Annotated in this window: 12 protein-coding genes, 1 tRNA gene and 1 rRNA gene; 3 read left to right on the top strand and 11 right to left on the bottom strand. The window is 38.1% G+C overall.

The annotated features are described in order from the left end of the window. Positions 1 to 34: 34 nt before the first annotated feature. From holA to rpoN, 6 genes are all read right to left on the bottom strand, one after another. Positions 35 to 1,066: a DNA polymerase III subunit delta gene (gene holA / locus FXX65_RS06890; RefSeq protein ID WP_147615658.1), complete on the bottom strand. Its 1,032-nt coding sequence runs from the start codon at positions 1,064 to 1,066 to the stop codon at positions 35 to 37. A 3-nt stretch (positions 1,067 to 1,069) separates the two neighbouring features. Next, positions 1,070 to 1,678 (bottom strand): transcriptional repressor LexA, encoded by a 609-nt coding sequence (lexA, locus tag FXX65_RS06885; RefSeq protein ID WP_147613740.1) that lies wholly within the window; start codon positions 1,676 to 1,678, stop codon positions 1,070 to 1,072. A gap of 8 nt (positions 1,679 to 1,686) precedes the next feature. Beyond that, positions 1,687 to 1,953 (bottom strand): HPr family phosphocarrier protein, encoded by a 267-nt coding sequence (locus FXX65_RS06880; protein ID WP_147613739.1) that lies wholly within the window; start codon positions 1,951 to 1,953, stop codon positions 1,687 to 1,689. A gap of 38 nt (positions 1,954 to 1,991) precedes the next feature. Next, entirely contained in the window at positions 1,992 to 2,981 is a 990-nt protein-coding gene (hprK, locus tag FXX65_RS06875; RefSeq protein WP_147613738.1) for an HPr(Ser) kinase/phosphatase, read from the bottom strand. A gap of 89 nt (positions 2,982 to 3,070) precedes the next feature. Then, positions 3,071 to 3,355: an HPF/RaiA family ribosome-associated protein gene (locus FXX65_RS06870; protein WP_147615657.1), complete on the bottom strand. Its 285-nt coding sequence runs from the start codon at positions 3,353 to 3,355 to the stop codon at positions 3,071 to 3,073. A 105-nt stretch (positions 3,356 to 3,460) separates the two neighbouring features. After that, positions 3,461 to 4,948 carry an RNA polymerase factor sigma-54 gene (gene rpoN, locus FXX65_RS06865; RefSeq protein ID WP_147615656.1) on the bottom strand — a complete coding sequence of 496 codons (1,488 nt, stop codon included), beginning with the start codon at positions 4,946 to 4,948 and terminating at the stop codon, positions 3,461 to 3,463. Positions 4,949 to 5,056: 108 nt separating this feature from the next. On the opposite strand from rpoN, the gene FXX65_RS06860 reads away from it, so the two are divergent. Then, on the top strand, positions 5,057 to 6,364 hold the full coding sequence (locus FXX65_RS06860) for a DUF1015 domain-containing protein (RefSeq protein WP_147615655.1): 1,308 nt from the start codon (positions 5,057 to 5,059) through the stop codon (positions 6,362 to 6,364). Positions 6,365 to 6,380: 16 nt separating this feature from the next. On the opposite strand, the gene FXX65_RS06855 is transcribed toward FXX65_RS06860, so the two are convergent. Further along, positions 6,381 to 8,363: a RecQ family ATP-dependent DNA helicase gene (locus tag FXX65_RS06855; protein WP_147615654.1), complete on the bottom strand. Its 1,983-nt coding sequence runs from the start codon at positions 8,361 to 8,363 to the stop codon at positions 6,381 to 6,383. A gap of 460 nt (positions 8,364 to 8,823) precedes the next feature. Here FXX65_RS06855 and FXX65_RS06850 point away from each other — a divergent pair. After that, positions 8,824 to 8,906 (top strand) — tRNA-Leu (locus FXX65_RS06850). A gap of 130 nt (positions 8,907 to 9,036) precedes the next feature. Here FXX65_RS06850 and FXX65_RS06845 read toward each other — a convergent pair. Further along, the gene (locus FXX65_RS06845) at positions 9,037 to 10,596 is read right to left on the bottom strand and encodes a YifB family Mg chelatase-like AAA ATPase (RefSeq protein WP_147615653.1); all 1,560 of its coding nucleotides are present in this window, start codon (positions 10,594 to 10,596) and stop codon (positions 9,037 to 9,039) included. 215 nt (positions 10,597 to 10,811) lie between these two features. Continuing rightward, entirely contained in the window at positions 10,812 to 11,690 is an 879-nt protein-coding gene (locus tag FXX65_RS06840) for a PHP domain-containing protein (protein WP_147615652.1), read from the bottom strand. An 84-nt stretch (positions 11,691 to 11,774) separates the two neighbouring features. Here FXX65_RS06840 and FXX65_RS06835 point away from each other — a divergent pair, with 84 nt between their 5' ends. Continuing rightward, entirely contained in the window at positions 11,775 to 13,016 is a 1,242-nt protein-coding gene (locus FXX65_RS06835) for a Crp/Fnr family transcriptional regulator (RefSeq protein ID WP_147615651.1), read from the top strand. A gap of 256 nt (positions 13,017 to 13,272) precedes the next feature. Here FXX65_RS06835 and gpmA read toward each other — a convergent pair whose 3' ends face one another. Continuing rightward, positions 13,273 to 14,022 carry a 2,3-diphosphoglycerate-dependent phosphoglycerate mutase gene (gpmA, locus tag FXX65_RS06830; RefSeq protein WP_147615650.1) on the bottom strand — a complete coding sequence of 250 codons (750 nt, stop codon included), beginning with the start codon at positions 14,020 to 14,022 and terminating at the stop codon, positions 13,273 to 13,275. A 420-nt stretch (positions 14,023 to 14,442) separates the two neighbouring features. Beyond that, positions 14,443 to 14,552 (bottom strand): 5S ribosomal RNA (gene rrf, locus FXX65_RS06825). Positions 14,553 to 14,565 lie beyond the last annotated feature (13 nt).

The following is a 14,565-nucleotide window of genomic DNA, read 5'->3' as shown; positions in this document are numbered from 1 at the left end:
ATTCGCGATTTTTTTAGAAAAATTTACGCGATGATTATGAAAAAATATCGCTCTCGTACGCACAGCAGTAAGCACCGTTTTTTATTATTATTTCGTAGAGCATCATAGAAAGCTTTGTATCCTGAAAAGAAGTACCTAGGCTGCGGATTTCAACATCAGTTTTGGAGATGAGGGAAAGTATTGCAGCAACTTGACCAGCCGTCCAAACAGAACCAGCCCTGGCGTATTGTTTTTGAGCCTGTTTTGAATTAAAACCATTTTTCTTTAAATCCAAATCAGATGGAGAAGACGTCGAATGAAGCGACTGCCAAAGTGAAAGTTTTCTAAAACAATAAGAGAGTCCTGCGGTGATTACAACTGGTGTGCTGTCTTTTTTAGAAAGCCTTATTTTTTGCAAGATAGAAAGGCAATTTTCCAAGCGTTTTTGAGCAGGAAAATTTTCTGACATAGCGTCAAAAAGCGAAAACGCAGATTCTTCTCTGTTGTGGGAAAGGACTTTTTCAACATCGGCACTGGTTACGGTGTGTCCAGCAGGAAAGCAGAAAAAAAATTGCGAGCATTCAGTTTTTAGAGCTTCCGTATTGTTTTCTATCATTTCTAAAATCGATTGAGCAGCCTCGCTTTCTAGAGAATAACCGTTTTTCTTAAAAAATGAATGCAGCCACTGTTCCTTGCGATTTTCAAACATCTCCCAAAAAATCTTTTTGTTTTCTGAAGGAACAAGTTTTTCAAGTTTTGAATCAACTTTCATCTCATCAGAAACCAAAACCAAAACCGTAGAATCTTCTGTTTTTTTAGATGCGGATAAAATCCAGTTTTGAAGCATTTCTATATCTTTTTTATCTTTTACAAGTTCAGCATTTCGAATTGTGACAAAAGTTGCTGGAGTAAAAAGTGATTCTGTCATAAGCTGAGACAGGACTTCCCCCATATCCAAATCCATTCCATAGTACACAAAATCATCACTAGAACCGTATTTTTTCTTTAAGTTATCTTTTAGAGAAAGTATCTGCTCGTTTTTTTCTCCGAGTTCTGGTCCAGTGTAAAGATATATAGGTGCTGACATTTTTTAATAAGTACGAACTATGTTAGAAAGGATTCCAACAACTCTCAAATCGCTGCAATAAATGGGCTGAAAATCAGGATTTTCTGGTTGCAATCTTATCCTGTCCGATTCTTTGTAATATCGTTTTAAAGTGATTGCATCATCGAGAACTGCAACTACAATCTGTCCGTCTACAGCAGTTGAACACTGTTCAACGATTGCAAGGTCTCCTTCTAAAATTCCTGCATTTATCATGCTTGTTCCACGAACTCTAAGCGCAAAATAATTTTTTCCTGGCCGAACAAAAGGCTCTGTCAAATTTATGTATCCATCTAAATTTTCTTCGCTTAAAAGAGGCTTGCCTGCTGCAACAGTTCCCAAAACAGGAACTCGCCCTACAAAAGTTTCTCTTTCTGGTTCATCTTCCTGTAAAACTCTTATCGAACGAGAACTTTTTGGTTTAATGGAAATAAAACCTTTTTTTTGCAGTGCCGCAATGTGATCTTGAACCGCTCTAAGAGAAATGGAAAAATGCTCGCTTATTTCGCGCACAGTTGGAGGAAATGAATTATCTTTTGTAAAGGCAGAAATAAACGACAAAACTTCCTGTTGCCTGTCTGTTATTTGTTTCATAGATTTTCCTATTCTTCTTCAAATCGGCTTTCAAACAACTGAACAAGGGCATCCGCACACTGAACTTCGTCTTCGCCGTCTGTATGCAAAATTATATTCGAGTTGTAACCTGCCGCCATCGTTATTACGCCCATTATTGACTTTGCATTGACTTCCGCATCGTCTTTTATAAGCACAACTTCACACTCAAATTTGTTTGCAGTCTGCGCTATTAGCGCCGCTGGGCGAGCATGGATTCCTGCTCTATTGCGTACTGTCAAAATTTTTTCTGTCATAAAAGCCTCTCTGTCAGTATATTCTAGTATGTTTATCTCTAATAAGAGTCGTCAAAACCGTAATATGAGTTTTGGGCATCTGTAGATTCAATCCATTTTAAAATATTTTGATTAAAATCTCGAGCGGAATTATACCCCATGTACTTCAATCTTTCATTCATTGCAGCCGCCTCGATTATTATTGGAAGATTTCTTCCTGGTCGAACAGGAATTTCAATCGTAGGAATTTTCACACCTAAAAATTCTGTAGTAGAAAGATTTGTACCAACCCTGTCGTAGATTTTATTTTGGTCCCATTCTTCAAGTTTTATTATGATTTGCACTTCTTTTTGTTCTCTGATTGAGCCCACACCGTAGAGTTGAGTTACATTGATTATTCCAAGTCCTCGAATTTCCATGTGATGACTTATAAAATTATTTGCACCTTGCCCCAAAATTGTATTTCCGTTTACACAACGGATTTCCACAATATCGTCAGCAACAAGACGATGCCCTCTTTCAATAAGTTCCAAAGCACATTCTGATTTACCGATTCCAGAATGACCTGTCAAAAGGATACCAATTCCATAGACTTCAACCAAAACTCCGTGAAGAGTTTTTTTTGGAGCAAACATATTAGAAAAAGCTCTTAACAGCCTGATTGCAAATTCAGAAGATTCAAGATCTGTTTGTAAAACCGCGCAACCACTTCTTTCTGCAACTTCTAAAAATTGAGAATTTGGCAAAAGGTTATGTGTAAAAACAGCACAGGGAATTTTGTAAGAAAACAATTTTTCAACAGTGTCAACTTTATTCTCTTTGTATAGCTTTTCGATAAAAGCGGTTTCGCCTCTACCAAAAATTTGAACGCACTCACTCGTAAAAGCGTCAAAAAAACCAGAAAGTTCCAATCCCGGACGATTTATATTTGGAACAGTTATAACCCGAGTTAAGCCTTTGCGCCCCGCAATGCAATGAAGATTTAAAGAATTGTGCCCCTTTAACTCCATATCTAAGAGAGTTAAAACTGTAAAAGGTTTAGCTATCATATAAAATACACTATACAGAAAATAAGGGCATAAAACAAGTGATAAAATAAAAAAAACACAGCATTTTGCGCTGTGTTCTAAGTGCTCTATCACTTTTCTTGAATTTTATCTTTTTCTTTTTTTATCTTTACATCTAAAACATCCATCATCTTGTTGAGTGCCGCTGCAAAATCAAAATCTTTGCCACTAACATGAGCCTGTGCACCCCAACGAAAATTTGCAGTTGCTTCAAATATATACTCTTTTTCTCGTTTTACGCGAACGCTAAGATCAACGATTAAGTCGTCTGCATATTTTATTCTTTCAAGTTTTTTTTCAATGAGTTCCGACTGTTTTTTTTCAAGCTCAAAACTTGCTGATACATTTTTTGTCATATTGATTCCCCCTTATGATGTATAAAAACGCAAGCGAATAAAATCATTTTATCCCCCAGCAGTGATTAGTATAATATGAATGAGCAGATAAAACAAATTAAAAAATCACAGCCTCGTATAAGAAGAATCGATATTCAACTGGGAACGATATTTTGCAACAGTTCGCCTTGCAATTTTAATTCCTTTTTCCAAAAGCAAGTCGGAGATTTTTTGGTCGCTCAAAGGTTTTTCATCGCCTTTGTGCTCTTTTAGAATTTGCTCAAGTTCATACATAACAGCGGTTTTTGAAGAGGTTTCCTTTTGCTCAGTTCCGCTATCATTTGTTCCAACAGCATTTGTAAAAAAGAAGTCAATTCTAAAAAGTCCTCTGTCACAGCGAAGATATTTTTCGTTTGCCATTCGGCTTATCGTCGCTTCGTGAACGCCAATCAAACTGGCAATATCTTTTTGACGCAGAGGCTTTAAGAATGAAGGTCCTTTTTCAAAAAAATCCTTTTGAGCAATAACAATTTGCTGACACGCTAGAAGAAGCGTTTTTTTTCGGAATTGCAGGCTTTCCATAAAATCTTTTGCAGAACGAACGCTTTCCATTATAAATCTGTGCTCAGAGCGTTTTTTTTCTGATTTTTCTGTAGATTTTGTAACTCTAGAACGCTCGAGCGAAAGTTCATAAAAATCAGGGGAAAGTCCAACAACGGGCAGAAGTTCATCATTTGCACGCACGGAATAAGCGCCTGTTTGTTCATTTTTTTCAACATAAACATCTGGTTGAATATATGCATTATCCGACGGCGAAAATTGAGAAGCAGGAAATGGCTCGAGTTTTTTAATATAAGAAAGAGCGTTTTCAATATCTTCAAGCGAAAACGAAATATCGCCAGTTTTATTTGGAAAATCTTTTTTTAATTCGCTTATCTTTTTTAAAATCTTTACTGGCTGTGGAGGTTGTAACAAATCAAAATGCCCGTTCAAAATAAAAAGTGCAGCTTCCGGAGCATCCTCTCTTATACTCGCCTGAACAAAGAGACTTTCTTCAAAATTGCGGCAGCAACATCCTTCTGGATCGAGCCTTTGAATATAATCAATCGTTTTTTCTAAAAGTTTTGGAGTTTGATTTTTATCGTTTTTATCGAGCAGAGAGAGAGGCTCCAAAATATGAAAACCGTTTTTATCCAAATTGTGAATCAACGCAACTCCCAATTTTTCTTGAGAAGGGCTGTGTTCTACAGACAAAAATTGGTGTAAAAGATGCTCGCTCAAGGTTTGCCTTTCGTCAGGGGAAGACTCCAGTGCAGACTGAAAATTATCGCTTGCTTCGATTCCACTTTTACTTACAGAAGAAACTCTAAGATTGTCGCCTGCAAAAGAAACACGAGCATCATTAACACCTTCTTCGTTAAAATCTTTAGTAATTATCAGTGCAGGATTTTTTGCAACGGTATCATAAATTTCTCGCCGTAAATCTACAGAAGAAAGCGAAAGGAATTTTAATGCCATCAACTGCTTTTGACTCAATTTCTGACTTTGAAGTTGTTTTTGAGATTGATTTTGAGAAGTCCTTTGCAAAAGAGAAAAAGTCGGAACATTTGCCATATTTTTGATTATACCTTAAATGAAAAAAATTAGTTGATATTGAATTTTCAATTTTGCGATGCAATCATTTTGATATACAGATGTTTTTTTTTCCGCTAATATAAAAATATGAAAACACTTGAAAAATACGGAATTTCAATTCCAAAAATCCTTTTACCAAAAAATATCGACTTAAAAACTTGGTCTGTAATCGCCTGCGATCAGTGCACGCAAGATTTTGATTATTGGAAAAAGACCGAAGAACTAACAAAGGGCAAGCCTTCAACCTTGAATTTGATTTTTCCAGAAGTTTATCTCTCATCTGGCGATGGCGAAGAGCGAATAAAAAACATAAAAGAAAAAATGCATGCTTACATAAAAGATGGTGTTTTTGAAGAAGAGCAGAGCGAATGCATATATCTTGAACGCAAGACTGCCTATGGTCGCACCAGGCGTGGGCTTGTACTCTGCGTGGATTTGGATAAATACGAATGGAAACCTTTTTCAAAAGCACCTATTCGCGCGACAGAAGCAACCGTCCCAGAGCGAATCCCCCCAAGAATGAAGATAAGAAACAATGCGGCACTTGAGCTACCACACATAATGCTGCTTGCAAACGACAAAGACGATTTGCTCATAGGCGGAGCGGAAAAACTTGCAAAAAAAACATCGCCAGTTTACGACGGATCTCTGATGCAAGACTCTGGAAGCATAACAGGCTGGGCATTAAAAGGAAAAGAAGCAGAATCTCTGCTTGAAGACGCAATCTCTTCGCTCGCACAAAGCGGAACCGACAAAGACGGAAACACATTTTTGTTTGCAGTGGGCGACGGAAATCACTCTCTTGCAACTGCAAAAGCGGTCTGGGAAGAAAACAAACAAAATCTTCCAAAAGATTCGCCAGTTCGATATGCACTCGTTGAAGTTGTAAACATCTACGACACGGGACTCACTTTTGAGCCAATTCATCGCGTCCTTTTTGATTTGGAAAGTGATGAAGTTTTGGATTACATTGCAAAAAAGTTAGACGGAAAAATAATCGAAAAACAAGATGAGCAGAGCCTCGAAGATTCTGTTGCCGAAAAAAATACAGAAGGTGCAAGATACGGTTTTATATTCACAAAAAATGATAAAACATCTTTTAAAATGCTTCAAACTTCGATAAAAGCGCTGGCGATTTCTGCATTGCAACCAATTTTAGATGAATATATGACAAAAAAAGGTGCGGACAAAACTCAAATTGACTACATACACGGAACAAAAGAAACTGTAAACCTTGGAAAAATCGACAAAAATATCGCAATCCTTTTGCCTCCAATAGAAAAAGATTCTTTCTTTTTAACAATAAACGAAAACGGGCCTCTTCCAAGAAAATCGTTTAGCATGGGCGAAGCAAGCGAAAAGAGATTTTATGTAGAATCGCGCAGGCTTTTTTAGTCTTCTATCTTAAAATTCACGATTCTTCCAAAACGGAAATAATTTGCGCACCAAAATTCTGGGCTTTGTTTTCGCCAATTCCATAGCAGTCCATCAACTCGTCTATCGTCTTTGGTCGTTTTGTAACAATCTCGTTTAAAGTTTTGTCGCCAAAAATTACATAAGGTGGAACATTCATCTCTTGGGCTTTCTTTTTCCGCCATTTTTTTAATAGATTTATGCAGGATTTTTCTTCATCCGAAAGGCTAAAATTCATAACAATCTTTTTAACAGAACTTTTTTTTGATGTGCGACTGGGCTTCGGAAACAAAACTGAACCATTTGCCCCGGCGCTCGCACGTTTTTTAGGAATAAAATTTTCGGTTGCGTAGAGAGATTTTTGACTTTCTTCGCTTCCGTTAGATTTTTCTTTTCGGACAGTGTCGCTGCGATTTTTAAAACTCTCTAAGTCAAAAGGAAGTTTAATCCTGTCGCGGTTTTTTAGAATATTAAACCCTTCTCGCGTGAGTTTTAAAACTCCATATTCGCCGGATTTTACTATATATTTTTTCTGAAGCAACAAAGAGATAAGCTCAAACCAGCCTTCTTTATTCAATTCCGTTCCGATTCCCCATGTCGAAATCATATTGTGCGAATTTTCTAAGATTCTCTTGTTTCGGCTTCCCAAAAGAACATCTACAATGTAAACACTGCCAAAACGGGAATCTGTCCTTATTATGCAGCTCATCAGTTTTTGGCACGGAATCGTCATATCAACATCCTCTTTATCTCCAAAACTGCACACGTCGCAACAAAAATCTCCTCCAAAAGTTGAATCTTCTATATTTCGCGTTTTATCGTAGTGTTCTCCAAAATATGAAAGCAAGAGTTTTCTCCTGCAAAATCTTGAAGTCGCAAAATTGACCATAGAATTCAAAAGATTTTCAGATTTTTGAGAGTCTGTACTTTCGTCAAAAAAATGGCGAATCTTAAAAATATCCGAAGAAGAATATAAGAGCAGAGCTTTCGATTTTAGACCATCTCGTCCTGCCCTGCCAATTTCCTGATAGTACTGCTCAAGAGATTTTGGAAGATCATAATGAATTACAAATCTTACGTTTGGCTTATCGATTCCCATTCCAAAAGCGAGGGTTGCAACCATAATTTGCACCTGATCACGAATAAACATATTTTGATGCATTTTTCTCTCGTCATCCGAAAGCCCCGCGTGATAGTTTAAAACTGAATATCCAAGCTTTAAAAGATTTTCAGTAAGATTATCAACCTGTTTTCGACTAAAGCAATAGATAATTCCACTTTCGCCGGGAAATTCCCTTATACACTCAACGCATTGTGCAAGTCCATCCTTTTTTTGCTTAACTTCCAGATATATATTTTCCCTGTTAAAACTGGAAATCAAGATAGAAGGTTCTTTTAAAGCGAGATTTTTTATTATATCGTTTCTAACATCATCTGTAGCGGTTGCTGTCAACGCAAGGCAAACAGCCGATGGAAACTGACGTCGAACAGAAGCTATTTCAAGAAATTCAGGGCGAAAATCATGTCCCCACTCAGAAACGCAGTGTGCTTCATCAATCGTAATGCAACTTACTTTTACCTCGTGCAAGAGTTCTCGTATCTTTGAAGACGACAAACCTTCTGGCGAAACATATAAAATCTTTATCTCACCTCGTCTGATTGCGTTCATCGATTCAAGATAATTTTCCCAATCCAAACTGCTGTTCAAAAAAACAGCATTAAAACCGACACCAAGCAAAGTATCAACTTGATCCTGCATAAGTGAAATAAGCGGAGAAACCACAACTGTAAGCCCCTCAAAAATTAAAGCAGGAATCTGATAGCATAATGATTTTCCGCCACCAGTTGGCATTATGGCGAGGGTATCTTTTTTATTGAGAACATTATTTATGATTTCCTTTTGAAGCAACTTAAAGGACGAATAGCCAAAAACTTCTTTAAGCACTTTTTCAGGTTTTGCACCAGTGTAATCTTTTAGCATATACAAAACTGAATGATAGGTTTATTTTCGTTTTTCTTCAACTTTTAGCAAAAAAATAACGATAACAGCCACATGAGCACTCGTTTAAGAAAAAGGCTACTCCTCTTCTAAAGCAAGAAAGAATGGCGGCAGATGAAAAGCGGCATTCTGAGAATCGCAAAACTATTTTTCAACATAAGAAAATAAAAATATAGAGACATTAAAAAAATGAAGTTTCCGCCTGAATTTTTCCATCTCTGTGAAAAAAAACGCTCCGCAAATGAGACGAAAAGTCTGTTTCTGTTTCAACCCCTTGTCTTCTCACATATTCTGATAGAAAACTCCTGTCAATAAAAAAACATATTCCGTTCCATCCCCACTGATTTTTCAACCTCGACACTTAAAACTAAAACCCCACTATAAAAAAATCGTTCAATCCCTTGCACAACAGCAGTGTTTTTTGTTAATATGTTCAAAGTTCGCCGGAGTGGTGGAATGGTAGACACGAAAGACTCAAAATCTTTTGCAGGCAACTGTGTAAGAGTTCAAGTCTCTTCTCCGGTATTAAGGAATCTGTTAAAGCAGGTTCCTTTTTTTTGCACAATTCAATTTTTCTTCACAAAACGATTCTAGACACTTCTCTGCACCAAATATAAAAATACAAACCTATAAAAGAACAAAATATCACCACAAATCAATCTGAAAAATCTTCCAAAGATTCAGAAAAACTTCTAAAACTAAAAGCCTCTTGTAAATCTTTTATTGCAATTTTATCCCTACCTTCCATATCACATATAGTTCTGGCAAGTTTTAAGCAAGCAGCACCAGCCCTTCTCGAAAATCCATTGATTCCAACTTCATTTTCAAAATAAGCAGATTCTTCATCTCCCAATGTGCAATACAAATCCATCTCTTCTGGCAAAAGTTTAGCATTCTTTTTTCCTCTCTTTCGTTGAATTTTCACGGCCTTCGCAATATCAACTCTAAGCGACTGTGTCGAAATTTCCTCTTCCTTATAATTTTTATCATCTTCACCACAAACAAAAACACGAAGTTCAATTCGGTCAAGCAAAGGACCGCTAAATTTCTTCCAATACATTTCAATCGAACGAGCGCTACAAAGACAAATTTTTCCAGGAACACCATAATTGCCGCAAGGGCACGGATTAGACGCCATTAAAAGCTGAAAATCGGCAGGATAAACCGTGTTTCTTCCAGCCCTGCTCAAAGTTATGCATCCACTTTCAAGCGGAACACGCAACATCTGAAGTACACTGCTCTTAAATTCTGCCGCTTCGTCCAAAAACAAAACACCGTTATGTGCAAGAGAAATCTCACCAGGGCGACAATTTATTCCACCACCGCAAATGCCTTCAATGCTTGCAGTCTGATGTGGCATCCTAAAATCGGGGGTTCGCATTAAAGCGGTTTCAAACGGCAAAAGTCCCGCAAGCGAGTGGATTCTAGTAACAGATTGAGCTTCTTCAACCGAAAGAAGAGGAAGTAACGAAGAAAATCTCTGCAAGGCCAAAGTCTTACCACAACCAGGAGGCCCGTATGCTAAAAGGTTATGACCACCAGCGGCAGCAATCTGCAAACCACGAAGTAATTTTTTTTGCCCCTTAACATATTTAAACTCAAGCTCATCTAAAACCTTAGGAAACATAATACCGTCAACATCTACACAATCGCATAAAGAATCAAAATCATTTTCCGCCCTACAAAATTTTGTAAAACATTCGCTCTTATACAAAGAGTCAAACGCTTCAGCCAGATTTTCAGCAGCAAAGACACGCATTCCATCAACTTCCTGTGCTTCTCTGGCATTTTCCGAACAGACAATACATTCACAAATTCCCAGTGCAACAGCGCTACAAGCGGCAGCATTCACACCCCTAACAGGTCTCACCAAACCCGAAAGTTCAAGTTCCCCCATGACCAAAACCTTTCTTTCATCCTCAGAATAAGAGCCTTGTTCCTTTTTTTGAGCGTCCAAGACAGCAAGCGCGAGTGCAAGATCAAAACCAGCGCCTTCTTTTTTCAAATCAGCAGGCGAAAGACTAATCAAAACCCTCTCAAGCGGGAATTCAAAACCAGAATTCCTTATCGCAGAACGCATTCTCTCCCGACTTTCCTTAACCGCACCGTCAGCAAGTCCCACCACATCAACACAAGGAATACCACGACGCAGGTCAACCTCAACAGCAACAAGCGCACCTTCATAACCAAAAGGCGAAAAAGAAAAGATTTTCATTCGTTACCTCAACTTTATATTTGAGTTCAAAACAAAAATCCAACAAAAAAGAAAATATAATTTTTAATTTTTTTAGAACGAAGAGCCTACAATCAACCAGCTGCTACGTGTTCGCTAGTGCTCATTGCGTGCCAAAAACAAAAACGCACGCAACTTACGCACTTCGCATCTGGCGTAAGAACATCAAAAAAATGAGTATATTTTAAAAGTCAAAATCAATTAACCCAGTCAGTAAGTTTAAAATCAAAATCACCGCCAAGAGCAGGGTTTAATTCATCTTCCCAAAATCTTTTATCAATTTTTCTGCCACCAGCAGTTTTACCAAGGTGCCTATCTGCACGCACACCTTTCCCATGAAAATCGCTACCAGCAGTAACGAAAAATCCCAATTTTCTAGCCAATTCTTCAAGCCTAAAACATTCAGAATTTCTCGCTCCGGGATGAAACGCTTCAAGGCCCTCAACACCTTTACCGCGAATATCCTTTAAAACTCCTTCAATCTTACCCCAACTCACATACAGCGACATAGGATGAGCCAAAACAGGAACTCCACCAGAACTTTTAATCGCCTGAACCGCAGTTTCTAAATCTTCTCCACAATGAGAAGCATACCATTTTTTACCTCTTCCAAAAAAACGATTAAAAGCATCCTGCCTGTTCTTTACAATTCCTTTTTTTACCAAAAAATCTGCAAAATGCGGACGACCAATCTGGCTTGCAACAAAATTGGATTCTATTTCTTCAAGAGTCCAGTTGTAACCGTCTGCATTCATCTTTTCTACGATTGTAAGGTTTCGCTGATGTCGGTCCTGGGTCAAATAATCAATTACGTTTTTTAAATCTTCGCTGTATGTTCTTAAACCAAGCCCCAAAAGATGAAACTCGCCAGTCGGCCAGGCGATGTTGATTTCAATTCCTGGAATAAAATTGATTCCACATTCAAGGCAGGTTTTTGCCGCTTCTTTTAAACCGTCAACCGTATCGTGATCGGTTAAAGCCCAAGTTGTAAGGTGTTTTTCAAAAGCATATAAAGCAGATTCGCGAGGCGAAAGAATTCCGTCAGATGCTGTAGAGTGGCTGTGCAAATCAATCATAACAAAAATATAGCATATTTGAAAATTTTATGGTATCGTTATGTATATTAGAAAATGCTGGATTAAAATAGAAAGAGGTCAACAATGCCTAAAGTGATGTCATACACCAAAGGTTCTATAATCTACTTTGCTGGTGACAGGGATGAGAGAGTTTTCATCCTGCAAAAAGGTTGTGTCGTAATCACATCAACAGACATCGAAACCAATCTTCCAGTTACAGAACAGATAAAAACAGGCGAGTTTTTTGGTGTAAAATCGGCTTTGGGACATTTTCCGCGCGAAGAAACAGCAACCGTTTTAACGGATTCCACCTGCCTTTCGCTTACAGTACAGGAATTTGAATCTATTTTTTCTTCAAACAAAGCTTTGATAATGAAAATGCTACGCGTATTTTCAAACCAACTGCGCCAAATTCACAAAAAAACAGAAGAAATTTTAAACAAGGATTTAACGATAAATCAGCAGTCAGGAATGCTAAGCGTAGCACAAGCCTTTTACGACGACGAAAATTGGAGAAGTGCCGCAGATGTCTGCTTGAATTATTTAAAACGCTATCCTACAGCGGCAAACAAAGAAGCTGTTGCAAAGATGTATACCACAGCAAATGCACGTGCGCAAAAATTGGCAAAACCTCAAGACGAAGACACCTCTACTTCAAGTACAACAACAGACAGTGCTCTAAAAATTTTTGAACTTCCAGCATTCAACAGATTTGCAAAAAAATACGAAAAAGGTCAGGTGATAATAACAGAATTCGAACCTGGAGACAGTTTTTATCTCATTCAGACAGGAACAGTTCAATTAGTAAAATGCGTAAACGGTCAAAATAAAAATCTGGACATCTTAAAGCCTGGCGAGTTTTTTGGCGAGATGGCGATATTGGATAATTCTCCGCGTTCAGCAACTTGTTTAGCAGAAAGTGCAGTTCAATGTCTGGAATTCAATAGAGCAAATTTTGAAATTTTAATAACTGGAAATCCACAAATAGCGTTGAACATATTAAAACTGTTTTGCAAGCGAATTTATGACCAAAAGAGAAGGTTCAAAATTCTCGTTATTCAAGATTTACAGGCAAGAATAGCAGACGTATTTTGTATGCTCGACGAAATGACGCCTCCAGTAAATCCAAACGATAGGCACAGAAGATTCAATGTTACAATACAAGAAGTTGCGCATTGGGCAGGGCTTACATACGATCAGACAAGGGATGAAATAAGCAGATTTATAAGCGCCCATAAAATTGATGTTATGGATTCTTATATCATAGTAAATAACATAGCAGACATGAAGAGAATCGTAGACACAAGAACGCTGATTCATCAATAAGCAAAAAGATAAAAAATAAATGCGATATACAATATTTAACACGCAAAAAAAAGCACGACAACTTTGAAAAACAACAAAGTTCCGTGCTTATTTTTTTTGCAAAACTTTCAGTACTGCTTGTGGAGCGCACTTCCTGTGCGGCAACGATTGAAGGGGCGCATAGCGTTGGCGGAACGCCAATGGAGCGTAAGCGCAACCCCGCAAAGCGTGTTTTTTGCAGAACGCAGTGGAGCAAAAAGCCGCCCAAATTCTTTAACTATTTTGCAGCTTTTCCTTGATTTGCAACAGCGTTCATCTTAGCAGAAATTGCATCCTGATCGCCCAAATAATAGTGCTTAATAACGTTAAAGTCGTCGTCAAACTCGTAAACAAGTGGAGTTGCAGTTGGAATGTTAACACCAAGGATTTCTTCTGGCGACATTTTATCCAGATAATAAACGAGAGCACGCAGAGAATTTCCGTGAGCAGCAACAACAACACGCTTTCCAGCTTTCATCGCAGGCTTTATCTCTTCAAGATAGTAAGGAATAACGCGAGCAATCGTAGTTTCCAAAGATTCGTTTTGAGGAAGGAAAGAAGTGTCAACATCGCGATACATTGCCTGTTTTTTTGCAGAACGCTCATCATCATCAGGGAGAACTGGAGGTTTTACATCAAAAGAGCGTCTCCAGATTTTAACCTGATTTTCACCGAATTTTTCTGCAGCTTCGGCTTTGTTTTTCCCCTGAAGATCACCATAGTGGCGCTCGTTTAATTTCCAGGTTTTAATGACAGGGAGCCAGTTTCTGTCCATTTCGTCGAGGATGCCGTTTAAAGTGTGAACAGCACGTTTAAGATAAGATGTGTAGCATACATCAAAATCATAGCCTTCAGCCTTTAAAAGTTTACCAGCAGCAGTCGCCTCTTCGCGGCCTTTTTCGCTCAATTCAACATCCATCCAGCCAGTGAACAAGTTGAGTTTATTCCATTCGCTTTCACCGTGGCGTACAAGTACAAGTTTAGTCATTTAATTTCCTCTTAAAAATATAGATGCCCTATTTTAACTTTTAATAGCCACTCGTTTCAATATTGAAAAAGAAGTTTTATTTGAAGTTTGAAAATAATGAAATTTGCAGTGCAGAATAGAAAAATTAAAAAAGATTAAAATCAGGGCACATCTTGAGCCAATTCGCGTTGCTCACAGGCACAAGAGCGCGCTTTGCAGGGTTACGCTTGCGCTCCAGCCTCCTCGCACGCAAGCCGTGCTGCGGTGGCCGCTACGCGCCCTTCCAATCGCTTGTGCAAGTTGCAAGACAAACCATAAACGGCTTTAATGAAAACTCCTTATAAAAAAAACAAAGGACGAAAGTTTTCTACAAGCCCTTGTAAAGTGTTTAATGTATAAGTAAAAACTATCATCTATTGCACTAAGCATTTAAAAAGAAAAAGCTGGCAGCTACCTACTTTCCCGCGAAGAGCAGTATCATCGGCGTAAGAGAGCTTGACTTCCGTGTTCGGAATGGGAACGGGTATTACCTCTCCACTATGGCCACCAGCAAATTAAACAGTG

Source organism: Treponema pectinovorum, from assembly GCF_900497595.1.
Taxonomy (GTDB): domain Bacteria; phylum Spirochaetota; class Spirochaetia; order Treponematales; family Treponemataceae; genus Treponema_D; species Treponema_D pectinovorum.
Note: the sequence above shows the minus strand (reverse complement) of the source record. Positions and strands in the feature narration are given on the sequence as shown.

Coding starts and splice junctions, on each gene's coding strand:
- FXX65_RS06855 (WP_147615654.1), bottom strand. CDS start 8,363: ATGCTAAAAGATTACACTGGTGCAAAACCTGAAAAAGTGCTTAAAGAA.
- FXX65_RS06840 (WP_147615652.1), bottom strand. CDS start 11,690: ATGATTGATTTGCACAGCCACTCTACAGCATCTGACGGAATTCTTTCG.
- hprK (WP_147613738.1), bottom strand. CDS start 2,981: ATGATAGCTAAACCTTTTACAGTTTTAACTCTCTTAGATATGGAGTTA.
- rpoN (WP_147615656.1), bottom strand. CDS start 4,948: ATGGCAAATGTTCCGACTTTTTCTCTTTTGCAAAGGACTTCTCAAAAT.
- lexA (WP_147613740.1), bottom strand. CDS start 1,678: ATGAAACAAATAACAGACAGGCAACAGGAAGTTTTGTCGTTTATTTCT.
- holA (WP_147615658.1), bottom strand. CDS start 1,066: ATGTCAGCACCTATATATCTTTACACTGGACCAGAACTCGGAGAAAAA.
- gpmA (WP_147615650.1), bottom strand. CDS start 14,022: ATGACTAAACTTGTACTTGTACGCCACGGTGAAAGCGAATGGAATAAA.
- FXX65_RS06845 (WP_147615653.1), bottom strand. CDS start 10,596: ATGAAAATCTTTTCTTTTTCGCCTTTTGGTTATGAAGGTGCGCTTGTT.
- FXX65_RS06860 (WP_147615655.1), top strand. CDS start 5,057: ATGAAAACACTTGAAAAATACGGAATTTCAATTCCAAAAATCCTTTTA.
- FXX65_RS06870 (WP_147615657.1), bottom strand. CDS start 3,355: ATGACAAAAAATGTATCAGCAAGTTTTGAGCTTGAAAAAAAACAGTCG.
- FXX65_RS06880 (WP_147613739.1), bottom strand. CDS start 1,953: ATGACAGAAAAAATTTTGACAGTACGCAATAGAGCAGGAATCCATGCT.
- FXX65_RS06835 (WP_147615651.1), top strand. CDS start 11,775: ATGCCTAAAGTGATGTCATACACCAAAGGTTCTATAATCTACTTTGCT.